Source organism: Tsukamurella sp. PLM1 (genome assembly GCF_023168325.1).
Taxonomy (GTDB): domain Bacteria; phylum Actinomycetota; class Actinomycetes; order Mycobacteriales; family Mycobacteriaceae; genus Tsukamurella.
Genome location: NZ_AP025688.1, coordinates 95,193 through 119,230 on the forward strand (window position 1 = coordinate 95,193; position 24,038 = coordinate 119,230).

General features: G+C 71.5%; 26 protein-coding genes and 5 pseudogenes. 20 read left to right on the forward strand and 11 right to left on the reverse strand.

The annotated features are described in order from the left end of the window. Positions 1–18 precede the first annotated feature (18 nt). From MTP03_RS00510 to MTP03_RS23210, 4 genes and pseudogenes are all read left to right on the forward strand, one after another. Positions 19–981, forward strand: a complete 963-nt coding sequence (locus tag MTP03_RS00510; protein WP_248490119.1) for a hypothetical protein — start codon at positions 19–21, stop codon at positions 979–981. 89 nt (positions 982–1,070) lie between these two features. Next, positions 1,071–1,553, forward strand: coding sequence for an XRE family transcriptional regulator (locus MTP03_RS00515; RefSeq protein ID WP_248490120.1), 483 nt, complete (start codon positions 1,071–1,073; stop codon positions 1,551–1,553). Between the two features lie 44 nt (positions 1,554–1,597). After that, entirely contained in the window at positions 1,598–2,110 is a 513-nt protein-coding gene (locus MTP03_RS00520) for a hypothetical protein (RefSeq protein WP_248490121.1), read from the forward strand. Positions 2,111–2,163: 53 nt separating this feature from the next. Beyond that, positions 2,164–3,212: pseudogene (locus MTP03_RS23210) on the forward strand (MAB_1171c family putative transporter). A 3-nt stretch (positions 3,213–3,215) separates the two neighbouring features. Here MTP03_RS23210 and MTP03_RS00535 read toward each other — a convergent pair. Together MTP03_RS00535 and MTP03_RS00540 are read right to left on the reverse strand one after the other, a co-directional pair. Next, complete coding sequence (locus tag MTP03_RS00535; protein ID WP_248490124.1) at positions 3,216–3,974, reverse strand: SDR family NAD(P)-dependent oxidoreductase; 759 nt, start codon at positions 3,972–3,974, stop codon at positions 3,216–3,218. A 166-nt stretch (positions 3,975–4,140) separates the two neighbouring features. Beyond that, positions 4,141–4,752, reverse strand: a pseudogene (locus MTP03_RS00540) (TMEM165/GDT1 family protein); the annotation flags it as partial. Between MTP03_RS00540 and MTP03_RS00545 the strand changes: the two are divergent. Then, on the forward strand, positions 4,634–5,233 hold the full coding sequence (locus MTP03_RS00545; protein ID WP_248490125.1) for a hypothetical protein: 600 nt from the start codon (positions 4,634–4,636) through the stop codon (positions 5,231–5,233). The pseudogene MTP03_RS00540 and the gene MTP03_RS00545 overlap by 119 nt on opposite strands. Before the next feature lie 126 nt (positions 5,234–5,359). Here MTP03_RS00545 and MTP03_RS00550 read toward each other — a convergent pair whose 3' ends face one another. Both MTP03_RS00550 and MTP03_RS00555 read right to left on the reverse strand, forming a co-directional pair. Further along, positions 5,360–5,962: a superoxide dismutase gene (locus MTP03_RS00550; protein ID WP_248490126.1), complete on the reverse strand. Its 603-nt coding sequence runs from the start codon at positions 5,960–5,962 to the stop codon at positions 5,360–5,362. 135 nt (positions 5,963–6,097) lie between these two features. After that, positions 6,098–6,247 carry a hypothetical protein gene (locus MTP03_RS00555; protein WP_248490127.1) on the reverse strand — a complete coding sequence of 50 codons (150 nt, stop codon included), beginning with the start codon at positions 6,245–6,247 and terminating at the stop codon, positions 6,098–6,100. 298 nt (positions 6,248–6,545) lie between these two features. Between MTP03_RS00555 and MTP03_RS00560 the strand changes: the two genes are divergently transcribed. The 8 genes and pseudogenes from MTP03_RS00560 to MTP03_RS00590 all read left to right on the forward strand — a co-directional run bounded on the left by MTP03_RS00560 (position 6,546) and on the right by MTP03_RS00590 (position 11,347). Continuing rightward, the gene (locus tag MTP03_RS00560) at positions 6,546–6,944 is read left to right on the forward strand and encodes a hypothetical protein (RefSeq protein ID WP_248490128.1); all 399 of its coding nucleotides are present in this window, start codon (positions 6,546–6,548) and stop codon (positions 6,942–6,944) included. Between the two features lie 30 nt (positions 6,945–6,974). After that, the gene (locus MTP03_RS00565) at positions 6,975–7,394 is read left to right on the forward strand and encodes a DUF2752 domain-containing protein (RefSeq protein ID WP_248490129.1); all 420 of its coding nucleotides are present in this window, start codon (positions 6,975–6,977) and stop codon (positions 7,392–7,394) included. Between the two features lie 121 nt (positions 7,395–7,515). Then, positions 7,516–8,348: pseudogene (locus MTP03_RS00570) on the forward strand (S49 family peptidase); the annotation flags it as partial. Between the two features lie 131 nt (positions 8,349–8,479). Further along, positions 8,480–8,818, forward strand: a complete 339-nt coding sequence (locus MTP03_RS00575) for a rhodanese-like domain-containing protein (protein ID WP_248490131.1) — start codon at positions 8,480–8,482, stop codon at positions 8,816–8,818. Further along, positions 8,818–9,447 (forward strand): DUF4328 domain-containing protein, encoded by a 630-nt coding sequence (locus MTP03_RS22495; RefSeq protein WP_256465196.1) that lies wholly within the window; start codon positions 8,818–8,820, stop codon positions 9,445–9,447. The genes MTP03_RS00575 and MTP03_RS22495 overlap by 1 nt, the downstream gene beginning before the upstream one ends. Before the next feature lie 11 nt (positions 9,448–9,458). Then, positions 9,459–9,623 carry a hypothetical protein gene (locus tag MTP03_RS22500; RefSeq protein ID WP_256465197.1) on the forward strand — a complete coding sequence of 55 codons (165 nt, stop codon included), beginning with the start codon at positions 9,459–9,461 and terminating at the stop codon, positions 9,621–9,623. A gap of 6 nt (positions 9,624–9,629) precedes the next feature. Next, positions 9,630–10,386 (forward strand): annotated as a pseudogene (locus MTP03_RS00585) (glycerophosphodiester phosphodiesterase). Between the two features lie 65 nt (positions 10,387–10,451). Then, positions 10,452–11,347, forward strand: a pseudogene (locus MTP03_RS00590) (DUF5926 family protein). Here the strand turns inward: MTP03_RS00590 and MTP03_RS00595 are convergent. The 3 genes from MTP03_RS00595 to MTP03_RS00605 all read right to left on the reverse strand — a co-directional run bounded on the left by MTP03_RS00595 (position 11,348) and on the right by MTP03_RS00605 (position 14,384). Then, on the reverse strand, positions 11,348–12,007 hold the full coding sequence (locus tag MTP03_RS00595; RefSeq protein WP_248490132.1) for a TetR/AcrR family transcriptional regulator: 660 nt from the start codon (positions 12,005–12,007) through the stop codon (positions 11,348–11,350). It abuts the pseudogene before it with no gap. 9 nt (positions 12,008–12,016) lie between these two features. Further along, entirely contained in the window at positions 12,017–13,096 is a 1,080-nt protein-coding gene (locus MTP03_RS00600) for an LCP family protein (protein ID WP_248490133.1), read from the reverse strand. A gap of 508 nt (positions 13,097–13,604) precedes the next feature. Next, complete coding sequence (locus MTP03_RS00605; RefSeq protein ID WP_248490134.1) at positions 13,605–14,384, reverse strand: CPBP family intramembrane glutamic endopeptidase; 780 nt, start codon at positions 14,382–14,384, stop codon at positions 13,605–13,607. Between the two features lie 39 nt (positions 14,385–14,423). Here MTP03_RS00605 and MTP03_RS00610 point away from each other — a divergent pair, with 39 nt between their 5' ends. Continuing rightward, positions 14,424–15,908 carry an NCS2 family permease gene (locus MTP03_RS00610; RefSeq protein WP_371821009.1) on the forward strand — a complete coding sequence of 495 codons (1,485 nt, stop codon included), beginning with the start codon at positions 14,424–14,426 and terminating at the stop codon, positions 15,906–15,908. A gap of 39 nt (positions 15,909–15,947) precedes the next feature. Here MTP03_RS00610 and MTP03_RS00615 read toward each other — a convergent pair whose 3' ends face one another. Further along, on the reverse strand, positions 15,948–16,616 hold the full coding sequence (locus MTP03_RS00615; protein WP_248490136.1) for a hypothetical protein: 669 nt from the start codon (positions 16,614–16,616) through the stop codon (positions 15,948–15,950). Between the two features lie 78 nt (positions 16,617–16,694). Here MTP03_RS00615 and MTP03_RS00620 point away from each other — a divergent pair, with 78 nt between their 5' ends. Continuing rightward, positions 16,695–17,246 (forward strand): TetR/AcrR family transcriptional regulator, encoded by a 552-nt coding sequence (locus MTP03_RS00620; RefSeq protein WP_248490137.1) that lies wholly within the window; start codon positions 16,695–16,697, stop codon positions 17,244–17,246. Beyond that, the gene (locus MTP03_RS00625; protein WP_248490138.1) at positions 17,243–18,766 is read left to right on the forward strand and encodes an MFS transporter; all 1,524 of its coding nucleotides are present in this window, start codon (positions 17,243–17,245) and stop codon (positions 18,764–18,766) included. Before MTP03_RS00620 ends, MTP03_RS00625 begins: the two co-directional genes overlap by 4 nt. 229 nt (positions 18,767–18,995) lie before the next feature. Here MTP03_RS00625 and MTP03_RS00630 read toward each other — a convergent pair whose 3' ends face one another. Continuing rightward, positions 18,996–19,730: a DUF2470 domain-containing protein gene (locus tag MTP03_RS00630; protein WP_248490139.1), complete on the reverse strand. Its 735-nt coding sequence runs from the start codon at positions 19,728–19,730 to the stop codon at positions 18,996–18,998. Between the two features lie 94 nt (positions 19,731–19,824). Here MTP03_RS00630 and MTP03_RS00635 point away from each other — a divergent pair, with 94 nt between their 5' ends. Continuing rightward, on the forward strand, positions 19,825–20,220 hold the full coding sequence (locus MTP03_RS00635) for a hypothetical protein (RefSeq protein ID WP_248490140.1): 396 nt from the start codon (positions 19,825–19,827) through the stop codon (positions 20,218–20,220). Here the strand turns inward: MTP03_RS00635 and MTP03_RS00640 are convergent. Beyond that, complete coding sequence (locus MTP03_RS00640; protein WP_248490141.1) at positions 20,217–21,188, reverse strand: hypothetical protein; 972 nt, start codon at positions 21,186–21,188, stop codon at positions 20,217–20,219. The genes MTP03_RS00635 and MTP03_RS00640 overlap by 4 nt on opposite strands. Before the next feature lie 86 nt (positions 21,189–21,274). Here MTP03_RS00640 and pheA point away from each other — a divergent pair, with 86 nt between their 5' ends. Both pheA and MTP03_RS00650 read left to right on the forward strand, forming a co-directional pair. Continuing rightward, positions 21,275–22,207 (forward strand): prephenate dehydratase, encoded by a 933-nt coding sequence (gene pheA, locus MTP03_RS00645; protein WP_248490142.1) that lies wholly within the window; start codon positions 21,275–21,277, stop codon positions 22,205–22,207. Further along, complete coding sequence (locus MTP03_RS00650; RefSeq protein ID WP_248490143.1) at positions 22,204–22,827, forward strand: histidine phosphatase family protein; 624 nt, start codon at positions 22,204–22,206, stop codon at positions 22,825–22,827. The genes pheA and MTP03_RS00650 overlap by 4 nt, the downstream gene beginning before the upstream one ends. Here MTP03_RS00650 and MTP03_RS00655 read toward each other — a convergent pair. Continuing rightward, on the reverse strand, positions 22,824–23,396 hold the full coding sequence (locus tag MTP03_RS00655) for a hypothetical protein (RefSeq protein ID WP_248490144.1): 573 nt from the start codon (positions 23,394–23,396) through the stop codon (positions 22,824–22,826). The genes MTP03_RS00650 and MTP03_RS00655 overlap by 4 nt on opposite strands. 30 nt (positions 23,397–23,426) lie before the next feature. Here MTP03_RS00655 and MTP03_RS00660 point away from each other — a divergent pair, with 30 nt between their 5' ends. After that, positions 23,427–24,017 (forward strand): TetR/AcrR family transcriptional regulator, encoded by a 591-nt coding sequence (locus MTP03_RS00660; RefSeq protein WP_248490145.1) that lies wholly within the window; start codon positions 23,427–23,429, stop codon positions 24,015–24,017. The last annotated feature ends 21 nt before the right edge of the window (positions 24,018–24,038 follow it).

Consider the following 24,038-nt stretch of genomic DNA (forward strand, 5'->3'; position numbering starts at 1 on the left):
GCGGAGGAGTAGGCGGCCGTGAGGACCGTGGTGTCGCGGTGGTTCGCGTTGCTGGGGGCCGCGTCGTCGCCGTCGTTGTCCGACGGTGCCGCACCGCCCGGCGTGCTCGCCGGGGCGGGCGCGGGCTTGGGTGCGGCCGGTGCCGCGGGCTGCGGGCCGACCACGACGGGCGGCGCGACGATGACCGGCGCGGCTGCCGCGGGGGCGGCCGGCGCGGCGGGTGCCGTCGCGGAGCCCGAGCTGCTACCCGAGCCGGCGCCCGGACCGCTGCCGTTCGACGGGGCCGGGGCGGCGGAGGAGTCGTCGGCGACGCCGGAATCACTACCGTCGTTGATCTCGTCGGTGCCGGACGGGAGCGGATTGCCCGTGCGCACACCCGGGGTCTCGATCTTCGCGCCGCCGGAGCCGGTGCTGCCGGTGGAGCTGCCGCTGCCCGTCGAGGTGGAGCCCGACGAACCGCCGGTCGAGTCGCTGCCGGAGGTGGAGCCCGAGCCGCTACCGGAACCCGACCCGCCGCCCGCGCCGGATCCGGAGCCCGAACCTGAGCCGCCGCCCGAACCGCCGCCGACCCAGTCAAGGATGCCGCCGAACAGCCCGCCACCCTTGCCCGAGTCCTTGTCGTCGCCCTTGCCGCTGTTACCGTCGGCGGGATCGTTGTTAGCGGTGCCGGACGGGTTCTCTACGTTCGCTCCGGGCGTGTTCGCGGCGGGCTCGTCGCCGGTGGTTTTCGGCTGCGCCGGTCGATTCGGACGTGGGGGAGTCGCTGCCATCCGGGTCCGCCCAGGCGGGCGCGGAGGCGATCATGCCGATCGCGGCGGCGACCATGACGGCGGCTTTGAGTCGCTTGGTGAGGTGCGTCGGAGTCGACACGAGCACCCCTTTCATCATTTACGCACGCGTGTAGGTAAGAATACAGTACGCGTGCGCACTGCCGGTAATCGATCACGAAGAGGTCGTGCCGGGTGGCAAAGTACGCTATAGTGTGATCGAGCTTGTAGCACCCGCAAAGAAGTTTGTTGCAGGAGCCGGTAGTGGCAAGCGTGCCGGGATCGAGAGAGGGATGGCACAAAGTGGACGCAGGTAATAAGTACGACAGCGACGCCCTGGTGGGTCAGGGTCTGTTCGCGAGTCGGCTCGAGGAGCTGTTCCGCACGGTGCCGGGCCCGAACGGCCGCGCGTTCACCGCGAAGGCGATCGCGCAGCGGTCGACCGCCCTGGGCTTCCGCCTGGGCGAGTCGTACCTGAGTCAGCTTCGCTCCGGCAAGGCGAAGTCTCCGTCCTTCCGTACGGTCGAGGGCATCTCGGCGGCGTTCGGGGTGGACGTGCACTACTTCCTCGAGGACGAGGCGGCGCAGCGCACGCGTGACCAGATTCACCTCATGCGGCTCCAGGCCGACACCAAGGTGCAGATGGCCGCATTCCGCCTGGCCGGGCTTTCGCCGGACTCGGTGAACATGGTCAACGAGCTCATCAAGGTGCTCCGGGTGCAGCAGGGCCTCCCCGCCGATCCGCCGGAACTTCCCGTAGACTCGCGCGAAGCCGAGGGGCTCTAACCTTCCACGGACGGCCCGCCCCTCCCGACTCGCGAAGGAGGGGCGTGCGTTCCGTCAAAGCACTTCGCCGCCTCTGCGAACGCGAGGTGCGCAGTCTCGATCTCGACCTGCCGTTCGACGCGGTCCAACTCTGCGAGAAGTACGGCACCCGGCGGGGCCGGGACATCCTGGTGATCAGCCAACCGCTGCCCGTCGGCATGCCCAACGGGCTGTGGCTCGTCGGCGACGATGCCGACTATTTCTTCTACCAGGCCAACACCTCGCGGCTGCATCGCGATCAGATCATCATCCACGAGTTCGGCCATCTCATCGCCGGGCATCAGCACGCCGGTCCCGCCGCTGCATCGGCAGCCGCGGCCGATCCGTCGTCGCCGGAGGCCGCCGCCGCACTGCACCGCACCTGTTACGACGACGACAACGAATGGGAGGCCGAGATGATCGCCTCCATCATTCTCGGCTGGGCGTCCGAGGCGGGCGCCCTCGCGGGCCGCACGGCGAAGCACGACAGCCTCCGCGGCATCCAGCGTGCGTTGGGAGGCCACTCCCGGTGGCTGTGAAGCTCGTGAACGTCCTGGGCGTCGCGTTCTTCACCATCGTGTTGTGTTGGCGCGTGGATCGCCTGTACCGGGCCAAGGCCGGGATCCAGGCGGTCGCCGTGACCGTCGCGATCGCGGCGTTCACCCTGGCGGTGCTGCTGCTCGGCTCGCCAGTCGCCGCGACGATCGACGGTGCGCTGTGGCGCGGCGCTGCGCGCCTCGGCGGGTACGCCACACTGGCGCTGGCGGTGGCCGCGCTCGCGGTCGCGTTCTTCTACGGCCCCACCGAGTCGGCCCGGCAGCGCCGCGCCGGTATGGAGGCGGTGCCGCTCCTGGCCGCGGTGATCGGACTGTCCGTCGCGATGACGGTGATGCCGCCGTCGCTCCGCGACGCCAACCTGGACTCCCTCACCGTGCAGGAGCTCGGTTTCGCGGTGTTCTTCGCGATCTCCGGCGGGTACCTCATGTACGGCCTCGCGGACTGCGTGTTGTCGCTCTGGCGGCTGCTGCCCTTCGCCGACGGATACCTCGTGGCGTCGCTGCGGCTCATGGCAGGAGGACTCGGGCTCACCGCGATCGGCTCTCTGACGCAGGTCTCGTTCGTGCTGACCAGCCTGGTGCACGTGGTGTCCTGGCCGGTGCTGCTGACGTTCTCGCGGGCCTGCACGGCGATCGGCATCGTGCTGTTCGTCGTCGGGCTCAGCTACCCGGGGTGCGAGGCTTCTTCGTGCAGCGCGAGTACCGCAAGCGGCACCGGCGGGACTACAAGCGGCTGGAGCCGCTGTGGCAGCTGCTCACCACGGCCGTCCCCGAGGTGGTGCTCGACGCGCGCGAGGCGGGCCGCGACCCGCACCTGCGGTTCCAGCGCCGGGTGGTCGAGATCCGCGACGTGCTCGTGCAGCTCAGCCCGTATCTGCCCGACGACTTCGGCGGTTCGATCCCCGAGGAGAACGTGCACAACCTGCTCGTCGCGATCGACCTGCGAACGGAGGCCGGGGCCGCCCCGGCACCGTCGAGCATGGTACTGCCGCCCGAGGGCCCCTCGATCGACGACGACGCCGCCCCGCTCCTCGTCCTGTCGGACGCGGTCAGGGCGACGCCGGCGGAGGAACTGCAGCTCTGAGAGCTACCGCGGGGCCATCCGGAGCGCGCCGTCCATGCGCACCGTCTCGCCGTTGAGGTAATCGTGCTCGGCCATGAAGTACGCGAGCTGGGCGTACTCGCTCGGCTCGCCGAGGCGAGCGGGGAAGGGGACGCCGGCCTCGAGCGTCTTCTTGAACTCGGGGGTGACGCCGGCGAGCATCGGCGTGGCGATGACGCCGGGGGCGATGGTGTTCACGCGGATGCCGAACTGCGCGAGGTCACGGGCCGCGGAGATGGTCATCGCGTGCACGCCGCCCTTGGACGCGGCGTAGGCGATCTGGCCGACCTGGCCCTCGAACGCGGCGACCGACGCGGTGTTGACGATGAGGCCGCGCGAGCCCTGCTCGTCGAGCGCGTCCTGCTTGCTCATCTGGTCGGCGGCGAGGCGCATCACGTTGAACGTGCCGACGAGGTTGATGTTGATGACCGTCTGGAACAGATCGAGCGGGTGCGGTCCGTTCTTGGAGAGGACGCGCCCGGCCCAGCCGACGCCCGCGCAGTTCACGGCCACGCGCAGCGGGCCGGCCTTGACGGCCTCGGCGATCGCGGCGAGGACCTCGTCCTCCTTGGTCACATCGGCGGCCACGAGATGCACGTTCTCGACGGGGGTGGCCTTGTCGATCGACGGCTGTAGGTCGATGCCGAAGACCGTGGCGCCGGCGTCGGCGAAGCGCTTCGCGGTGGCGGCGCCGAGGCCGGATGCGCCACCGGTGACGATGACGGAGGAGCCGGAGACGTCCATGGCGGGTTCCCTTCTGTAGTGGAGCGCGACCGCCGGTGGGCGGTGCGACGCATCTCACACTAGTGAACGGCCGTTCTTCACCGGGCGGGGGTGTCGGACAGGGCGTCGTCGGCCTGCGGGGCCGAGGCGGCCACCGCACGGTGGGCCCGGCGCACGGCCACCAGTCCCCCGCGACGGTGACGGCCACGGCCAGCCCGGTGACGGTGCGCGACAGCGCGCTCAGCTCGGGCCACGCCTCGGCGAGGAGCCAGCCGCCGAAGCCGAAGAACAGGACCGTCGCGCCGATGGCGATCGCCCGTTCGGGCAGCTTCGAACCCAGGAGCGCGCCGATGGCGATCGCCAGCGCGTCGGCCGCGACCATGCCGGCCGTGGAGCCGATCCAGACGCCGAACCAGTCGTGCTGGGTGGTCAGGGTGATCGTCGCGAGCATCGTCTTATCGCCGAGTTCGGACAGGAAGAACGCCGACGTCACGGCGAGGAACACCGACCGGGTGACCCGGTCCGCCGTGGCGGATTCGTCGTCGGACAGGGTGTCGCCGCGCCACGTCCAGAACGCGAACACCAGCATCGAGACGCCGGCCACGGCGGTGATGAGGTGGGTGGGGATCGCGGAACCGAGCGCGTAACCGATGCCGACGGAGGCGATGTGGGTGAGGGCGGTGGCCGTGGTGATGCCCGCGAGCACGACCCACCACTTGAACCGGGCCGCGAAGGTCATGGCCATGAGCTGCGACTTGTCGCCCAGCTCGGCGACGAACACCACGGCGAAACTGATCAGGACTGCACTGAGCACCGCGAACCTCCCGAAAGACCTGTGCCACACGGATCCGACGTTCGGACCGCGCAAGTGGCACAAAGGTCTCGCCCACCGGATCGAGGTCCGGTTCGCGCGGCCGGGCTGGCGCCAGTATGTCGACCATGCGATTGGGGGCTACCTTCGTGCACCGCCCACAGTACCGGGCGGCGCACGAATCTACAAGTGGGAGTTAAGTTTTGGAAGCCTGACGGGGTTCTTCATCCGTCTGGTGCGCAGGTTTCGGGACCCCGGATCCGACGGTGCCGGGCTACCGTTTCGCCGCGTCCAGGCCGTCGACGTCCGTGATCAGCCACCCGCGCTTGTGATCCAGCGTGATGACGTACGTCGTGAGGACGTCGCGGCCCCGGGGCGACTCGACGCGCTCCCACGGGGGAGCCGATGTCCCCGAGAAGATCCGGCGGCGGGCGGTGGCCTGGTCGCCGGGGATGGCGATCGCGGTTGACGAAGACGGATGCTCCGCGCCGACGGTGCGCGCGGCGGACCGTCGGGCCTGGGGAGGTGCGGGAACGACGAAACCCCGCCGGCGCCGGGCGCGCTGGACGGGGTCTCGAGGCTGAGGAGGGAGAGGTCAGGCGGTGGCGGCGGCGTAGCGCGCGGCCACGTCGTCCCAGTTCACGACGTTCCACCAGGCCTTGACGTAGTCGGCCTTGACGTTCTTGTACTGCAGGTAGAAGGCGTGCTCCCACATGTCCAGCTGGAGCAGCGGGGTCAGAGCCTCAGAGATGTTGCCCTGCTGATCGGTCAGCTGCTGGATGATCAGGCGCTGGCCGATGTGGTCGTAGGCGAGCACGGACCAGCCCGAGCCCTGCAGCGTCATCGCGACGGCGTTGAAGTGCGCCTGGAACTTGTCGAAGCCGCCGAACTGCTCGTCGATGGCCGCGGCGAGGTCGCCGACCGGCTTGTCGCCGCCGTTGGGCGACATGTTCTTCCAGAAGATCGAGTGGTTGGTGTGGCCACCCAGGTGGAAGGCGAGGTTCTTGCTCAGCAGCGGCGCCTTGGTGGCGATCGAGCCGTCCTCGCGGGCCTCCGCGAGCTGCTCGAGGGCCTGGTTGGCGCCGGCGACGTACGCGGCGTGGTGCTTGCTGTGGTGCAGCTCCATGATCTCGGCCGAGATGTAGGGCTCGAGAGCGCTGTAGTCGTAGTCGAGGTCCGGCAGAGTGTAGACGGCCACGTCTTTCCCTTCGTTGCGGGAGCTTCTCGCCCCCTGATTGGTCCTACGTACCGCTCCAGCTTTTCTTATCTGGAATGGTTCCGCAATAAGGATGCCCGAATGCGCATGAAGCGCGGTTGAGGTTCTGGGAAGGGGTCAGCCCAGGACGAGGATGAGCGCCAGCGCGATGGCCAGCGCCGTCACCGTGAGCAAGGTGCGCGTGAGCGAGCGCGAGAAGTAGACGGTGCACGAGCCTCGGGTCGCCGTCGGCGACGCCGCGGTCGCCCGGGTGTGCTTGACCGTCATTGCGCCCTCCGGTGTTGCGGCTGTGAACGGGATCACAGCCTGTGATGTCGACCACCATAGCGGAACTTCGCCCGTGTAGAAAATCATCCGCTGATAAAGGATGCCGACGATTCGTACACGGCCCTCTGCGGGCGGTATGCCCGGAGTTTGTTGTTCACTCAAGTGAATGTGACGTATTAGGCTGAGCGGTCGCTTTGCGGCCCTCACCTGGCGCATCACGGCAGGCGTCGATAGGCAGGACCCGCATCTCTATCGCAAACGCTTGGAATCCGGCGGCGAGACGCGGATCATGGTTGCCATGACCGGATTCAGCATCGGGGTGCGCACCATGCACCCGCACGCTGGTCGGGCCCGCCGCATTCGCACCCTCGTCGGCGGCCGCCAGACCCGCGCCGACATCATCGTGTCGACCGCACTGCTCGTCGCCTCGCTCACCGCGACAACCGTGAACGTCGTCCTGGCTCTGCGCGCGCTGCCCTCGTTCCGCGACTGCGCGGCGATGGCCTGCAGCTACGGCGGCGCCTTCGACGTCTTCGCGATCACCTTCCTCACGTCGTTGCTGCTGGGGACGACGTTCGGCGCCCGAGCGGTGCTGAACATGCTCAACCGCCGCAACGCCTGGGCGTACGCGATGCTCGACGCCGTGATCTCGCTGGGCTGCCTGTTCGGCGGCCTGGCCTGGGTCGCCGCGTTCTGACACCGCCGCCGACGGCGCTAGCCTGAACCCATGACGGATACCGCGCCCGGCGCACGAGTGAACCTGCGCGCCGCCGCAGCGCCGCTGGCGACCGCGGCCGGGATCGGCGCGCTGACGCTCGCCCTGCACCTGCGCGACCCGCACGAGCAGTACAGCTGGGGAGTCTGCCCGCTCTTCGCGGCCACGGGCGTGTACTGCCCGGGGTGCGGCGGCCTGCGCGCCGTCAACGACATCACCAACGGCGACTTCGCCGGCGCCTTCGGCTCGAACGCGCTGATCTTCCCCGCCGGGGTCGTGCTGGTGTGGCTGTGGGTGTGGTGGCTGGGCCGCCGCGTGGGGGTGGACGTGCCCGCGGTGCCGAAGAACAAGTACCTGTGGATCACCGTCGGCGTGCTGGTGGCGGTGTGGACCGTGGCGCGCAACCTCCCCGGCTCTCCGTTCGCGCCCTGACCTGCGTCGATGCGGTGGCGTCGGTGGCGACCGCTACCGTCGGGACCATGAGTGGATTCGTCACCGACCTGCAGGACGCGGCCAAGTCCGCGAACCACCGTGTCCGCCACGCCCTCGGCCGGGCCGGGGCGTCGTCCCCGTCGTCCGCCTCGAGGGCCCGATCGCCGCGCCCGCGATGTCGGGCGGCCTCGGCCGCGGGGCCCTCAACCTCGCCGGCGTCGAGTCGGTGCTGCGCCGCGCGTTCGAGACGGACGACGCGGTCGCGGTCGCGCTGGCCCTCAACAGCCCTGGCGGATCGCCGGCTCAGTCGGAACTGATCGGCACCCGGATCCGGCAGCTCGCTGCGAAGCACGAGCTCCCGGTCCTCGCCTTCTGCGAGGACGTGGCCGCGTCGGGCGGGTACTGGCTGGCCTGCGCCGCTGACGAGATCTACGTGACCACCACGTCGATCGTCGGCTCGATCGGCGTGATCTCGGCGAGCTTCGGCGCGAAGGAGCTGATCGGCCGGATCGGCCTGGAGCGCCGCGTGTTCACCGAGGGCGACGCGAAGCACCGGCTGGACATGTTCGAGGACGTCGCTCCCGGGGACGTCGAGTGGCTGCACGGCGTCCAGCGCGACATCCACACCGCCTTCCGCGAGTGGGTCGTCGAGCGGCGCGGAGCCCGTCTGGGAACCGATCCGGAGCTGTTCGCCGGCGAGGTCTGGATCGGCCGCAAGGCCGTCGAGCTGGGCCTCGCGGACGGCATCGGCACGCTGCGCGGCGTGCTCGCCGAGCGCTTCCCCGATGCCGACGTCCAGGCGATGCACACCCCGAAGCCCTCCTGGCCAAGGTGCTCGGGGGCGGCGCCGCGGTCGACGGTGCCGGCCTCGCTGCCGCGGTCACGTCCGGCGTGTTCGACGGTGCGCTGTCGGCGCTGCACCGCCGCGGCCTGTGGGCGAATTTCGGTTCGTGAGGCAAACGGTCCACAGACGCTCGGATCCGCGCTGGTGACCCAGGGTTCCGAGAACCCTCGACCTGTGGATGAGCCTGTGGAAACTGTGGATGAATCCGGGGGTACCCGGGCGCACATGAAAGACTGATGCCATGACGGACTACCCCGGCGACGGTCCGATCCCCGTCGACGCCCTGCCCGAGATCGCGACGATCACGCTGCTCGACGTTCGTGAGCTGGACGAATGGGACCTCGGTCACGCCCCGGGCGCGGTGCACATCCCGCTCGCCGAGCTGCCGATCCGCTACGGCGAACTCGACCTCGACTCCGACCTGTACGTGATCTGCCGCGGCGGCGGGCGCTCGGAGAAGGCCGTCCGCTACCTCGAGACCGTGGGCGTCGAGGCCGTGGTCGTGGACGGCGGCATGATCGCCTGGGCCTCCGCCGAACGCCCCGTCGTGCGGCCGGACGGCAGCCCGGGGGCCGTCTGATGCACCCCGCCGGGCGAACGCGCGTCCAGCGACCGCGCCTGCGCTGGCTGGCGCGGCGCCCGCCGGAGACGCTGCCGGTGCCGCGGCGGGCACCGTCGGGCCCGAAGCCGACGCCGCGCTACCCGGCGCCCCCGCGCTGGGGCCTGCGCCAGGACTTCACCCCGGACGCTCCCGAACGGGAGAGTGCGGCCGAGAGCGCGGCCGGGCTCACGCCGTTCGCACTGCGGCTCGCGACGGGCATCGTGTTCCTCGCCGCCTTCGCCGAGCTCGTGGCGTACCTGCTGCTGGTGATCAACCGCTCCGGCCCGGTGTCGATGTGGCTCGCGTGGCCCGCCACCGTCGCGGTGTTCGCGCTGGGCTGGCTCGCGGTGTTCGCGGTGGTCGGCGTGGCCGTGGTGCTCGCGCTGTGGCTGCGCGCGGTGCGCGACCGCGCCTACGCGGCGCTCGGCACCGCCGAGCCGCGGCCCGTGTGGCAGTTGTGGGCGTACTGCCTCGTCCCCGTGGTGAACCTGGTGGCCGCGCCGGTGCTGCTGCTCGAGACCGTGCGCGCGCAGGACCGTTCGGAGCGGCCGGGGTGGATGGTCGCGTGGTGTTCATCCGGCGGTGGTGGGCGGCGTGGGTCGCGCTGACTATCGTCACCGTGGGGTGCGTGGCGTACTCCCGCGCCGCGGGTGGGCTGCAGCACGGGGCGGACGCCATGGTCTACACCACGTTGACGTACCTGCTGGCCGGCGCGTTCCTGCTGGCCACGGCGCGCCTGGTGCGGATGATCGAGCGGGGCCGTGGGCCCCCGGCGGGAGGATGACACGCGATGGTTGGCGGCGTAGCGGGCATCGTGGCGCACCGGGGCGCCAGCGGCGAGTTCCCCGAGCACACCATGAGCGCGTTCGAGGCCGCCGTCGCGGAGGGCGCCGACGCGATCGAGTGCGACGTCCGGCTCACCCGCGACCAGCACCTCGTCTGCCTGCACGACCGCACCGTCGAGCGCACCTCCGACGGCACGGGCGCCGTCTCCGAGCTCGACCTCGCCGACCTCAAGGCGATGGACTTCGGCTCGTGGAAACGCCCGGGCACCCGGAGCCGGTGGTCACCCTCGACGAGCTGATCGACCTGGCCCGGTCCACCGGGCGGAAGCTGTTCGTGGAGACCAAGCACCCCGTGCGGTTCGGCGGCATGGTCGAGCAGAAGCTGCTCGCGGCGCTGCAGCGGCACGGGCTCGCCCGGCCCGGCGACCTGCGCGACGCGCCCGTCACCGTCATCTCGTTCTCCGGTTCCGCGGTCTGGCGGGTGCGCCGCAACGCCCCCGGTGTGCCTGCGGTGCTGCTGGGCGAGGCCTCGCGCCGGCTGGGCGGCGGCGCGGCCACGGCGGTGCGAGCCCAGGGCATCGGGCCCTCGGTGGACTCGCTGCGCGAGCGGCCGGACACCGTCGCCAAGGCCCGGGCCGCCGGGCGGTTCACGTACTGCTGGACGGTGGACTCGAGGCCGACGTGGCCCTGTGCAACGGCCTCGGCGTCGAGTGGATCGCCACCAACCACCCGGCCCGCACCCGTTCCTGGCTGCGGGGCTGAGCGCGGGGCGGTGAGCGGGGGTGCGGGCGCGCCCGCGCGCGGCGCGCTCCAGTACCCTGCGGGGCATGGGTAGACGCGAACGCAATGCCACTCCCCGCGAGGGATCGAACCGTGCCGAGAAGCTCGCGGCGCAGCGCGCCCGCGCCGAGGCCGGCGCCGCCGCGGGCAGCCGCCCCTTCGAGGGCATGGCCTCCGAGTGCGACATCGTCGCGCTGCGGCAGTTCGTCCCCAGCGCCACCGCGCCGCTGAAGGTCGCGGGCGCGAACCGCGAGGTCCGCCTCGCCACCGTGCTCCCGGGCGCCTCGTACGCGATGGTCCGCGAGGAGGACGACGGTGTCGTCGGGTACGCCGCGCTGCAGACCTCGACCCGCCCCGCCGAGCCGGGTGCCGCGCTGGCCGGGGCCGCCCGATTCGCCGCGGACGCCCCGGTCGGGGAGGCCCTCGCCGAGCCCGTCGACGGTGCTCTGCTGGAGGTCCTCGACGCGGCCGCGCCGCTCGAGATCACCGTGCACAAGGACTTCGACTGGTGGCTCTCGGGCGATGTGGACGCGTCGACCCGCCAGCTCGTGGAGCAGGCGAACTCGCTGATCACGCCCGCCGCGCGCATCGACCTCGGGGCCGACGGGGTGGGCGCCCCGTGGTGGGCCGACACCGGCTCGAAGGCGCACCTGCGCTGGGTGCACCCCGCGCCCGAGGACGAGCTGATGGCCGCCCGGCGCGCGTGCACGCCGCCGGCGGGCTCACCGTGGGCGAGGGCTCGCGGTTCGCCGGCTCGTTCCGCGCCGACGGCCTGCTGGTTCCGGTCTTCGACCTCGACCGCGAGTCGCACCCCGACGAGTGGGTGGCCGGCACCGTCGAACTGGGCAAGCGGTTGGCCGAGGCCCTGGCCGACACCACCGAACTCACCGCCGCGCAGCGGCGCTCGCGCGACGGCCTGCGCGGCCGGCAGGTGTCGCTGTAGTCAGCCCGTGAACTTCTCGCCCAGCTGGCCGGACAGGTACGCGACGAGCGTCTTGCGGATGTCGTAGCCATCGAGGCTCGGGTCCAGCTGGGTGAGGGTGCGCAGCAGCCGGGGGCGGTCCAGCACGTGCTGCGGGATCTCCCGGGTGTACCAGGGCGACGAGTTCGGCCGCGAATCGCGCATCGCGGTGTTGGTGCGCACGGTGACCTCGCCGATCACGATCCGCCACAGGCCCAGGAGCAGCTGCAGCGAATCCTCCTCGGGGATGCCGAGCTCGTCGGTGGTCTGCAGGAACTCGTCGAACGACCACGCCGAGTAGGCGTCGATGATCTCGTCGGCGGAGAGCACGTCGATCACCCACGGGTGCCGCTCGAGGTGCTCGATCACGGCGAGCGGCAGCGCGATCAGACGCTCCCGCGGGTCGTCCGGCAGGTCCGGGATCGGCGTGTTCCACGACTGATGCTCGAGGACGGCGCCCAGCAGGTCGTTTTTCGAATCGAAGTAGTGGTAGATGCCCATCGCGCTGATGTCCAGGCGCGCGGCCAGCGTGCGCATGGAGAACTTGAGCGGGCCGTCGTTGGCGAGGATGTCGGCGGCGGCGGCCACGACCTGCTCGCGGTTCACCTTGGGCGGACGGCCGATTCGGCCCTGCGGACTCATTGCGCCAGCTTATCCGGTACCGGGCGTCCCGCTCAGCAACCGATCCGGAATGGGCCGGTCGGCCGCGAGCAGTCCGAAGAACTCGGTCGTGTTCTTGCCCCAGGCGAGGGAGTCGCCGTCGTTGGTCCACTCGCTGCCGGCGGTGGGGGTCGTGGTGGTGACGGTGCCGCTGCTCATCGCCCAGGCGAGGCGCGCGAGGTCCCACAGGTGGGTGTCGGTGTCCACGTTGAGCGCGTCGACGACCGCGTTCGACAGGCCCCACAGCGCGAACGGATTGAGCAGCGTGGTGGGGGAGGTGGCGTCCTTCATCAACGCCGACATGAACTCCCGCTGGTGCACCACCCGGTCGAGGTCGGCGTTCGGGGTGGCCCGGGTGCGGACGTACCCGAGGGCCTGGGCACCGTCGAGCTCCTGGCAACCGGCCTTGAGCCGGATCCCGGCCTTGGGGTCGTTGATCGGGTACTTCGGGCACATCTCGATCCCGCCCAGCGCGTCGACCATCGCCGCGAAACCGCCGAACCCGATCTCGGCGTAGTGGTCGATCCGGATGCCGGTCGCGGTCTCGACCGTCTGCGACAGCAGCTGCGCGCCGCCCGCGTCGCCGGCACCGGAGGTGCTGCCCAGGAAGTACGCCGCGTTGATCTTGTGCTCGCCCTGCCCGGGGATCGAGACCGACAGGTCGCGGGGGATGGACACGACCGTCGCGTCGCCGGACCGGGGGATGTGCACCAGCATGATCGTGTCGGTGCGGGCGCCGCCCAGGTCGCCGCCCGTCGCGAGCGCCTTCTGCTGCGCGGGCGTCAGCCCCTCGCGCGCGTCGGTGCCCACGAGCAGCCAGTTCGTGCCCGGCGTGTCGGCGATCCGGCCCTCGTACGCGGCCAGCGCGTCGATCCGGGTGAGCTTGCTGTCGAAGTAGATCGTGCCCGCCACCGTGCCCACGAGCAGCAGCACCACGAGGATCGCCAGGACCCGAAAGGGCCGGATCCGCAGCTTGCGCCGGGGCCGCTTCGGTTTGACGGGTTTCGGCGCCGGGGGTTCGACGGTGCGCCGTCCCCGCGCGCCGCGGGGCGGCCGGGGTGGGGGCGGCACGCGGCCGTCCGTGCTGCCGCGGGATCCGACGGGACGTTTGATCGCGTTCGGGGGGAGCGGTTCGGGCTCCTGACGGGGCGCCCAGTCCTTGCGCGGCTGCGGCGGGCCGGGCCGACGGGGCGGTTGTCCGGCGGGGGCTGGACACGGCGCTGGTCGGCGGGCCGCTGCGCGGGCTGCGGACGGCGGATGCCCTGCGGATGTCGCGGCCGGGGATCGCGGGCGCGCGGATCCCCGTCCGGTACCTGCGACCAGGCGAGGTTCCGCCGGTCGCGGGGGCGTTCGTCGTTCACGCACATCGACTGTACGGGCCGGAACTGAGAAATCGTCTCAGCGACGTCGGTCGAATCGCGCGGTGTGGGTGGGCGACCGAAGGACGTGTGCCGACGCGCGAGCTATACAGATAGTGAATAACGCCTGGTTAGCGGGTTCGCTGTCGCGAGGACCTGCGGTTATGTGCTTTCTGTATGACGCTTCGGGGAACAATCGACCTCCGTGGACCGGGCGCCCGTCACCCCAGCCAACCCAGGTGCGGGCGCAGCAGGGCGTACCCGACGAAGGCCACCACGTCGATGAGGAAATGCGCGATCACCAGCGGCCACAGCCGCCGCCACCGCTCGTAGGCGGCGCCGAAGACCACGCCCATCACCAGGTTCCCCAGGCCGGCCCCGAACCCCTGATACAGGTGATACGAACCGCGCAGCACCGCCGACGAGGCCACCCGCCCCACGCGGCCCACGCCCAGCCGCTGCAGCCGGGTCATGAAGTAGCCCACGACCACGACCTCCTCGGCCACGGCGTTCCCGGCCGCGAGCAGGATGTAGGCGAGGATCCGCCACCACTGCGTGTCGCCGGACGCGGGCACCAGGTTCGCGGTCATCCCCAGCGCGCGCCCCACCAGGTACAGGGCGAGGCCCGGCAGCCCGATCAGCGCGGCCAGTCCGGTGCCGAGGCCGATGTCGCGCAGTACCTCCCGGCGCGGGCGGCGCAGCGCGAACCCGATGTCGGCGAACCCGATGCCGGACCGAGCCAGCAGGTACAGCGCGAGCGCGGCCCACCCGAACAGCTGCACCGCGCCGAGGCACTGCAGGAGGAAGTCGACGACGGCGTGGGGGCTCCGGACGGGGTTGAGGGTCACCGTCGTATCGCGCACCCCGGGCCCGAGCTGGTAGCCGATCAACCGCACCAGCGAATACAGCCCCGACCAGGCGAAAGTGACCGTCAACACCACCGCGATCTCGGCGCGCAGCAGGCGGCGCTCGCGCGGCGCGAGGGGCTCGGGGGCGGTCACCGGGACACCCTATCGGGACGCCGATACGATTGCCCGGTCCTGCAGCGAGTGAAGGGTCCCGACGTGTCCGCTCCCACCGAGCCCCAGCTGGGGCCCATCGACCGGTACTTCCGCATCTCCGAACGCGGCTCGACGGTGCCGCGCGAACTCCGCGGCGGCCTGGTCACCTTCTTCACGATGGCCTACATCGTGGTGCTGAACCCGATCATCATCGGCGGTGTCGTCGGCAACTCGAAGAACGTGGACGTGCTCGGCAACGTCCTGCCCACCGCCCAGGTAGCGGCGGTCACGGCGCTCGCCGCAGGCGTCATGTGCATCGTGTTCGGCGCGATCGTCAATTACCCGTTCGGCATCGCCGCCGGCCTCGGCGTGAACAGCCTGCTGGCCGTGTCCGTCGCGCCGCAGGTCACGTGGCCCGAGGCGATGGGCCTCGTGGTGATCGACGGCATCATCATCGTGATCCTGGGCGTCACCGGCTTCCGCACCGCGGTCTTCCGCGCCATCCCCGCCGAGCTCAAGGCCGCGATCGCCGCGGGCATCGGCGCGTTCATCGCTTTCATCGGATTCGTCGACGCGGGCTTCGTCCGGCGCATCCCGGACGCCGCGGGGACGACGGTGCCGGTCGGCCTCGGCATCGGCAACTCCGTCGCGGCCTGGCCGACGGCGGTGTTCGTGTTCGGCGTGCTGCTCATCGGGATCCTGGTGGTGCGCAGGGTGCCGGGCGCGATCCTGCTGGGCATCGTCATCACTACGATCGTCGCCCTCATCGTGCAGAAGGTGGCCGGCCTGGGCCCGTCGTTCAAGGACCCGCACGGCTGGAGCCTGAACATCCCCGAGCTCCCGTCGTCGCTCGGCGGCCTGCCCGACCTGTCGCTGGTGGGCGAGGTGGACGTGTTCGGCGCGTTCACCCGGATCGGCGTGCTCGCGGCGTCGGTGCTGGTGTTCGCGCTGGTGCTGTCGAACTTCTTCGACGCCATGGGCACGATCACGGGCCTGACCAAGGAGGCGGACCTCATGCGCGAGGACGGCTCGGTGCCGAACATCGGCAAGGCGCTCACCGTCGAGGGCGTGGGCGCGATCGTGGGCGGCGGCGCGTCGGCGTCGTCGAACACGGTGTTCGTGGAGTCCGCCTCGGGCATCGCGGAGGGCGCGCGCACGGGCCTGGCGAACATCGTGACCGGCGTGCTGTTCCTCGCCGCGATGTTCTTCACCCCGCTCTACGAGATGGTGCCGTCCGAGGCCGCGGCGCCGGCGCTGGTGATCGTGGGCGCCATGATGATCGGCCAGCTCAAGGACATCGACTGGTCTCGCTTCGACATCGCCCTGCCCGTGTTCCTCACGGTGGTCGCGATGCCGTTCACCTACTCCATCGCCAACGGCATCGGTATCGGCTTCATCACCTGGGTGATCATGGCCGTCGCGCGCGGCAAGGCACGGTCGATCCACCCGCTGCTGTGGATCGTGGCCGCGCTGTTCGCGGTGTACTTCGCCAAGGAGCCGATCGAGGTCCTGTTCGGGCTCTGACCTGCGGTCACACAGCCCGACGGTGCCGTCGCCGCGCCGTTATTCGGCGGTGCCGTCCGGCCCGTCGGACGTACGGCGCTCGCCCTTCGCGGCGGCCTTCTCCGCCTTGGCGGCCTCCTTGGCCTCGGCCTTGGCCTGCTTGACGGCGGCCTTGTCGGCGGCCTTCTGCAGCTTGCGCTCGGCGCGGCGCTTGCCGTAGATCTTCAGCGCCACCGGGATCGCGAGGGCGAGGGCCAGGCCGATGATCGCGCCCCACATGGTGGCGCCGCGGAACATCGGGGCGTCCACGTTCATCACGTCGCGCCCCGCGCGGGCAGCGCCGCTGATGCCCATGGCGACGCTGGCGGTCAGCAGGTTCGGCACCGAGACGAGCACGGCCAGGACGCCCGCGCCCGCAGCCAGCCGCGGCGACGAGCGGATCCGGCGCACGGCGAAGTAGAGCAGCAGCAGCGGCACCGTGGTGCAGATGATGCCGAAGGCCAGGCCCAGCCCGGTGCCGGTCGCGATGCTCTTGCCCACCCAGCGGCCCACGGTGTTCGCCCACCAGCGGGGGATGAACGCCGCGGCGATGAAGTAGACGATCACGGCCAGCACCGCGATGCCGGCCCAGATCGCCGCCTGGCGCACGCCCTTCTTGGCCATCTCGCCGGCACGCTCGCCGACGGGCCGCTTCTCGGTCGGGACGGGATCGGGTGCCGGGGTGTTCATGCCGCCAATCTAGCGGCTCGTGTGCATCCGCACCTGATGTACGATTGTACATGTACAGACGTACATTTTGGAGGCGACATGACCGAACAGATCCGCAGGCGCGATCCGGAGCGCCGCCGGCGCGAGATCGTCGACGGTGCCGTCGCGATCGTCCTGGAGCAGGGGCCGGACGCGCTGACCCACCGCAAGGTGGCGGCCCGCGCAGGGGTGCCGCTGGGCTCGACGACGCAGTACTTCGCCACCCTCGAGGACCTGCGCGCCGCGGCTCTGCGCACGATCCTCGATGAGACCGACGCCTGGCTCGCGGAGCTGGAGGAACGGTTCGTGGCCGAGGGGGCGTCGCCGTCGGCCTACGCGGCCGCGCTGCACCGCTACCTGAGCGATCCGCAGCTGGTGCGGGGCGACTTCGCGCTGACGTGCGCGGCGCCGTCGAGCCCGGAGTTACTGGAGCTGAGCCGGGCGTGGACCGCGAGCCTCGTGGGAGTGCTTTCGAAGTACACCGCGCGGGCCGCCGCCGAGGCGGTCGCGGTGTACACCGACGGCGCCGCCATGCATGCGGTGATCCAGGGGCGCGCACCGGAACTCGACTCCGTCGAGCGGGCCGTCGCGGCGCTGTGGGGACTGCGGTGACCGCCGTGACGGCGGGGCCGTCGTTCGCGCGGCGGTGGGCGTCGGCGGCGGTGCTCTCGATCAGCCTGCTGGTGATCACGGTGGACCTGACGATCCTCAACATCGCCATCCCGGATCTGGCCGCCGACATCAGGCCCTCTGCGGCCCAGCAACTCTGGATCATCGACGCGTACTCGCTGGTGCTGGCCGGCCTGCTGGTGTCGACTGCGTCGCTGGGGGATCGGTTCGGCCGCAAGAAGATGCTGCTCCTGGGCTACGCGGTGTTCGGGATCGCCTCCGCGCTGGTACTGGTCGCGGACTCGCCCGGACAGGTGATCGCGCTGCGCGCGCTGCTCGGCGTGGGCGGAGCGATGATCATGCCGACCACCCTGTCGCTGTTGCGCGTGATCTTCACCGACCCGGCGGAGCGGGCGAAGGCGCTGGGGCTCTGGGCCGCGGTGGCGGGCGTCGGGGCCGCGGTCGGACCGATCGCCGGTGGCGTGCTGCTGGAGCACTTCTCTTGGCGGGCGGCGTTCCTGGTGAACGTGCCGTTCATGGCGGCGGTGCTGATCGCGGGCTTGGCGATCCTGCCGGAGTCCACGGTGGATTCACCGGGGCGCTGGGACGGGTTCGGCGCGGGCATGTCGATCGCGGGCATGGTGGCGCTGGTGTGGTCGATCAAGCGGTTCGCGAAGGACCACACACTGGCGTCGGCGCCCGCCCTGATCGCGCTCGCGGTCGCGGTGATCGTGCTGGCGGCGTTCGTGTTCCGCTCGCTGCGCCGGTCCGACCCGCTCTTGGACGTGCGACTGTTCCGGCGGCGGCAGTTCAGCGCCGCGATCGTGGCCGCGCTGGGCGTGATGTTCGCGATGGCCGCGGCGCTGCTGCTGCTCGCGCAGTGGATGCAGCTGGTGCAGGGCTACGAGCCGATCGAGACCGGCGTCCGGCTGCTGCCGGTGGCGATCACCGCCACGCTCGCCTCGATCGCGGCGCCGTGGCTCGCCGGCGTGACGAGCGCGCGCATCGTGCTGTCCGGCGGGCTGGTGGTGGCCGGGATCGGGATGATCCTGATCGACGCCTCGGGCCCGCTGAACTACGCGACCCTGGTGGCGCCGCTGGCGTTCGTGGGCGCGGGCATGGGCGCGATGACCGTGGCCTCGGCGATGATCATGTCGGGCACGCCGGAGGAGAAGGCGGGCAATGCCGCCGCCCTCGAGGAGACGTCGTACGACCTCGGGAACGTGCTGGGCGTCGCCGTCCTCGGCAGCGTGGCCGCGATGTTGTACACCGCGGACGCCGACTTCGGGTCCGTCCCGGGCATCGATCCGGCGACGGCGGAGGCTGCGGGCGAGTCGCTGGGCGCGGCGATGGCCATCGCGCAGCAGACGGGCTCGGGCGCGCTGGCGGAGCACGCGGCGGCGGGTTTCACTGCATCGCTGCAGACCACCGGCCTCGTGGGCGGCGTGCTTCTGCTGCTCGTGGCCGCCGGCGTGTACGCGTTGACGCCCAAGGACACCGACATCACGCAGCAGGCGCACTGAGGCCCGCGCTCACGATGTCGGGTCCTGGTGCGTCGGAGGTGCGTGGCACACTTCCGAAGCGGTGGAACCCGACATCGTGAGCGGCTTGCGTCGCGGTGCGCGGTGGCGATGGGTGCGGACGATGTGCATGATCTCCGCGAACACGGTGTTCCAGCGGAACATCACGTCGTCGTAGTCGAACCGCAATCAGCGCACACGTACCACCCCGACACCCGACATCGTGAAGAGGTCAGCTTGCGCGCAGGCCGTTGAGGAACGGGCAGCCCAGCAGGATGCGGATACCGCGCTGCAGGGCGGCCATGTCGTCCGCGGGCTGGGCGAAGTTCAGCCGCACGTCCACGTCGGAGAGCTCGTGATGCTCGGCGCGCAGGCGGATGCCGAAGCGGTCGATGCCCAGCAGCCGGATCCGGTGATTGCGGAGCTTGCCGGGCAGGCGGCGGGCCAGTTGGCCCACCATCTCGGGGTGCCCGGTCTCCACGTGCGCGAGCCACGCGGATTCGTAGCCGGCGAACGGGTCCGGCTCGGCTGCAGCCAGCTGATCGCCCGTCACCGACGACGCGCCGGCGGTGTCCGCCAGCACGGCCGACTCGATCGGCATGGTCAGCAGGCGCGAGCCGTTGCCCACGTCGAGCAGCTCCTCAAGCGGGTTCTCGATCGCGACACGCGCGGCGAGCGCGGCACCGTCGGCGACCTCGGACAGGCGGCCGGACAGCCAGACGAGCGAGCGCATCCGCTCGCGCAACGGCAGCGGCGAGATGTCGTTGATCTCGACCATGGCGCGGGTGCCCTCGAGCCACGGCGCGTCGTCGGGGATCGCCACCACGAGCCGGTCGCCCAGCATGTGATGCAGCGCGACGGTGATGGGCTCGTACCCGTCGGCCACGAGGACCGCGGCGTGCGGAACGGCGGCGACGGTGCGGACGCGCTCGGCCGGGGTCGGCTCGGCGATGGTGGGGGCGCTCATGACGACTCCTCTCGCTTCGGTGGATCAGATCGCTATGAAGGTAACCCTAACCTAATGGGGCGAGCAAGTCCGGGCAAGGGTTATCGTCAAGGTGATGGCGATCGAACTGGAGCTGCTCGCGCCCCCGCGCGAGCCGATGTCCCTGGTCGACGGGCTGGCGATTGCGGCACCGTCGGGCCTGGCGAGCTGCACGTACGAGCCGGGCGCCCCCACCGCGCTCGCGGAGTTCCTGGTGCACGGCGTGCACGCCGAGGGGCCGGGCTTCGAGGTGGCCGCCGCCGATGCCGACGGTGCCGTGGCCGTGCTGTGCGCGGTGGTCGCCGCGCTCACGGGCGACGACATCCCCGGCGCGCTCGCCGCGCCCGACGAGCAGCGGCTGGCCGCACTCAACCCGATGGCGCAGGACGCCGTGCGGGAGCGCCTGCGGCACGTCGTGGTGCCGGATCCACAGGCCGTCACCGACCGCCTGCGCGCGCTCGGCCTGAACTAAGAGACCTGCTCGCCGGGCACGGTCCACGCCGTCCGGCACACCTCGACCGTGGGCGACAGGCTGCCGCGGTCGAACCAGCTGCGCGCTGTCGCGGGCTTGAGACGGACGTCGGGCGCGTTGACGGGGACCGTCCACACCCCGGCCTGCTCCGAGGCCTGCGCGAGGTCGGCGGCGGTGATGCCGTGGTCGACGAGGCGGTGCATCGTTGCGCCCGCGAGGCACAGGGTCTGGACGTGGGCGCGGCGGCGGTACTCGTTCGCCAGGGGCGTGGACTCGCCGGTCGCGAGGATCAGGGCGCGCACGTCGGCGCTCTGGCCGGACGCGGACTCGACGTGGTCGGCGACCGCGAGCGAGAGCCACTGCAGCAGCACCGCGGCCTGGTTGCCGGCGCCGGCGATCGCCGCGTCGGCGTTGAGATACGTGTTCTCCCCGCAGGTTCCGTACGACGAGACGCGGCCGCGGGAGAAACAGGTGGTGCCGGGCGGCACACCGTCGGGCGTGCTGAACGCCTCTACGCGGCTCGGGCGCGCGCCCCACGCCGCCTCGAGGCAGACGGTGCCGGCCGTCGCGAACGCCTGCACGGCGTCGCGGTTCGTGGCCAGCGGCGGCAGCGCGCAGGTGGGTGGCGACGTGAGCTGCACGGCGAACATCGCGTTGCCCGTCACCTGCGCGACGCTCGGCGGCGCGGGCGGCGTGGCCGACGTGCCCAGGATCGGCGAGGCGAACCGGGACGCGTCCGGCTTGGAGACCGCGGCCCAGCCGACGGCACCCGCGATCAGCGCGACGGCCACGACGAGCGTGATCCAGCCCGCGCGGCCCAGTCGTCGAGGACCGCGGGCGGCGCCCGCGCCGGAGCGGGCGCCGGCGTAGGGGCTGCCGGTGGGGAGCCGGTTCGACCGCCACGGGTTCGGCCCCGTGGGCGGCGGACCTGCGCTGATGCGGTCCAGCGGATTCTCGTCCTGCGTCACCCTGCCCCCCTTAGTGAAATTTCGACATGATGATACTGAATCGTGGTGTGGACGCCTCCCCAAGGCGGCACGGTTAGGCTCGTGTCGTGACGCGCATCGCCTACTTCGGACCCGAGGGAACCTTCACCGAGATGGCGCTGCTGCAGTGCCAGGACCTGGCCGCGCGCGGGGAGATGGCGGTGCCGGGGTTCGACCTGGTGGGCGCCGAGCGGATCAGCGCCCCCAGTCAGGTGGCCGCGCTCACCCTGGTGTCCGACGGTGCCGCCGACCTCGCGTGCGTGCCCATCGAATCGTCGGTCGAGGGACCGGTGACGCCCACCGTGGACGCGCTGGGCTTCGGGGCGCCGTTGCAGATCTTCGCGGAGACGGACCTCGCGGTCGCGTTCTCCGTCGCCTCGCGGCTCCCGCTGGAGGAGGTGCGCACCGTGGGCGCGTACCCGGTGGCCGCGGCGCAGGTCCGCGCGTGGCTGGCGACGAATCTGCCGCAGGCGCAGGTGGTTCCGTCGGCGTCGAACGCCGCTGCCGCGCTGGACGTCGCCGAGGGCCGGGTCGACGCGGGCGTGACGACCGCGCTGGCCGCGCGGATGTACGGCGTGCCGGAGGCGGCCACCGGCGTCGCCGACGTGGCCGACGCGCGGACCCGGTTCGTGTTGTGCGGCAGGCCCGGTCCGCCGCCCGCGCGCACCGGCAGCGACTGCACCGCGGTGATGATCGACGTGCCCAGCCGGCCGGGCTCGCTGGCGCTGGCGATGGCCGAGTTCGCGCTGCGCGGCGTCGATCTCACCCGCATCGAGTCGCGGCCGAAGCGAACCGTGTTCGGCAGCTACGTGTTCCACTTCGACTGCGTCGGCCACATCGACGATCCGGCGGTGGGTGAGGCGCTGCAGGCGCTGCACCGCGTGTGCGACGACGTGCGCTTCCTCGGCTCGTGGCCGCGGCCGGGCGGGCCGGGAACCGCGCCGACCCCGCCGGGCGACGCCGCACTCTGGCTCGAGCAGGTGCGGAGGGGCGAGCGATGACGGGGCTGCTGCACCTGGTCCGGCACGGCCAGACGACCGCGAACGTCGGGAGGGTCCTCGACACCCGCCCGCCCGGCGCGCCGCTGACGCCGGAGGGGACGGAACAGGCGCGCCGGTTCGGCGCCGCGCGCGCCCCGGGAGCGGTGCTGCTCTCGTCGGTGGCGCGCCGCGCGCAGCAGACCGCCGGCCTGATCGGCGCGGAGTGGGGCCTGGCCGCCGACGTGATCGACGGCGTGCACGAGGTGCAGGCCGGCGACCTCGAGGGGCTGAGCGACGAGGGCTCGATCAAGGTTTTTCAGGATGTCGTGAAGCGCTGGTACGCAGGTGATCTCGATGCGGCGATGCCGGGCGGCGAATCGGCGTGGACGCTGTTCGACCGCTACCTCCCCGCGGTCTCCGAGATCCGTCGCCGGCACCTCCCGAACGGCGATGCGTACCTCGTCAGCCACGGCGCCGCGATCCGGCTGGTCGGGTTCCACCTGACCGATGTCGACGGTGCCTACGCCCACCGGCACCACCTGCCCAACACGGGAGAGGTCGTGCTGCGCCCGGTGGGCACGGACGGGTGGGAGCTGGTCAGCTGGGCCGACGCACCGTCACACCTGGACCCGATGGGCTAGGAGCCGGGCCGGGCGACCGACCGGCGCGCGACGGTGGCGATCATGTCCCGCCGGATGAGTCCGCTGCCGGCACGGATCGCGGTCCAGTACAGCGTGAAGGCGATCCGGGCGGCGGTGCTCGTCGGCCGGCAGTGGGTGCGCGTCTCCAGCAGAGTGCGGCGCTCGTCCAGCGCGGTGAGCCGCCATTCCATGCCGTAGACGAGCCAGCCGGGTTCGTCGAACGCGCGGATCTCGTCGACGGTGTGGCACTCGGCCACGTGCGGCGCGACGGGCGACCACGGCCTGCCCACGAGCGCGAACAGCAACGTGCGCGGCGGATCCGCGACGGTCACGGCGTGCGAGGAGAGGGTCTCCATGAACGGCAGGCCGGCGTTCGGGGTGCTCAGCGGCGATCGGATCCGCCAGAGGGTGCGGAGGAGGCGGAGGTCCGCCCAGGTGGTGGTCGTCAGGGCGTTCCACACCGCGTCGATGGGGGCGTCGGCGACGCCGTGGTGGTATTCGCCGAAGACCGGGTCGTCGACGATGTCGTCGAGGGCGGTGGCAGGGCGCGAAGCAGTTCTAGAATTCATATTCTAGAATGTATCGTCTATATTGGTCCCGTGGCAAGAGCGGCGAAGTTCAGCGAGGACGATATCCTGGATGCGGCGTCGGCGGCGATCGCCGACGCCGGGCGGGGAGCGACGATCGCGCAGGTCGCGAAGGCCGCCGGTGCGCCGGTCGGCTCCATCTACCACCGGTATCCCTCCCGCGAGGATCTGTTCGTCTCGCTCTGGCTGCGGTCCATCCGTCGCTTCCACGTCGGGCTCCTCGAGGCGATGGCCGCGCCGGACCCGAACGAGGCGGCCATCGCCGCGGCCGTGCACATCCCGCGGTTCTGCCGCGAGCACCCGCGGGACGCGCTCGCGATGACGATGTACCGCCAGGCCGACCTCGTGGCGTCGGCACCGTCGGGGCTGGTGGAGGAGGTCAGGCACGTGAACGACCGGGTCGACGACGCCACTCGGGACGTCGCCGCGCGGCGGTACCCGGAGGTCGACGACTTCCGGCTCGCGCTGCTCGCCACCGCCTGCCGCGAGAGCCCGTACGGGCTGGTCCGTCGGTATCTGGGTTCGTCCGTCCCGATCCCGCCGTGGCTCGACGATGCCGTGCGCGCGTCGACGGCCGCGATGCTCGCGCTGGGGGACCGGTGAGTCGCCTCGCCGGGACGGACC

Excerpts from the sequence above, each read along its gene's own strand:
- MTP03_RS00535 (WP_248490124.1), bottom strand. The coding sequence starts at position 3,974 with ATGGACGTCTCCGGCTCCTCCGTCATCGTCACCGGTGGCGCATCCGGC.
- MTP03_RS00555 (WP_248490127.1), bottom strand. The coding sequence starts at position 6,247 with ATGACGGTCAAGCACACCCGGGCGACCGCGGCGTCGCCGACGGCGACC.
- MTP03_RS00560 (WP_248490128.1), top strand. The coding sequence starts at position 6,546 with ATGACCGGATTCAGCATCGGGGTGCGCACCATGCACCCGCACGCTGGT.
- MTP03_RS00565 (WP_248490129.1), top strand. The coding sequence starts at position 6,975 with ATGACGGATACCGCGCCCGGCGCACGAGTGAACCTGCGCGCCGCCGCA.
- MTP03_RS00575 (WP_248490131.1), top strand. The coding sequence starts at position 8,480 with ATGACGGACTACCCCGGCGACGGTCCGATCCCCGTCGACGCCCTGCCC.
- MTP03_RS22495 (WP_256465196.1), top strand. The coding sequence starts at position 8,818 with ATGCACCCCGCCGGGCGAACGCGCGTCCAGCGACCGCGCCTGCGCTGG.
- MTP03_RS00595 (WP_248490132.1), bottom strand. The coding sequence starts at position 12,007 with ATGAGTCCGCAGGGCCGAATCGGCCGTCCGCCCAAGGTGAACCGCGAG.
- MTP03_RS00615 (WP_248490136.1), bottom strand. The coding sequence starts at position 16,616 with ATGAACACCCCGGCACCCGATCCCGTCCCGACCGAGAAGCGGCCCGTC.
- MTP03_RS00620 (WP_248490137.1), top strand. The coding sequence starts at position 16,695 with ATGACCGAACAGATCCGCAGGCGCGATCCGGAGCGCCGCCGGCGCGAG.
- MTP03_RS00630 (WP_248490139.1), bottom strand. The coding sequence starts at position 19,730 with ATGAGCGCCCCCACCATCGCCGAGCCGACCCCGGCCGAGCGCGTCCGC.
- MTP03_RS00635 (WP_248490140.1), top strand. The coding sequence starts at position 19,825 with ATGGCGATCGAACTGGAGCTGCTCGCGCCCCCGCGCGAGCCGATGTCC.
- MTP03_RS00650 (WP_248490143.1), top strand. The coding sequence starts at position 22,204 with ATGACGGGGCTGCTGCACCTGGTCCGGCACGGCCAGACGACCGCGAAC.
- MTP03_RS00655 (WP_248490144.1), bottom strand. The coding sequence starts at position 23,396 with ATGAATTCTAGAACTGCTTCGCGCCCTGCCACCGCCCTCGACGACATC.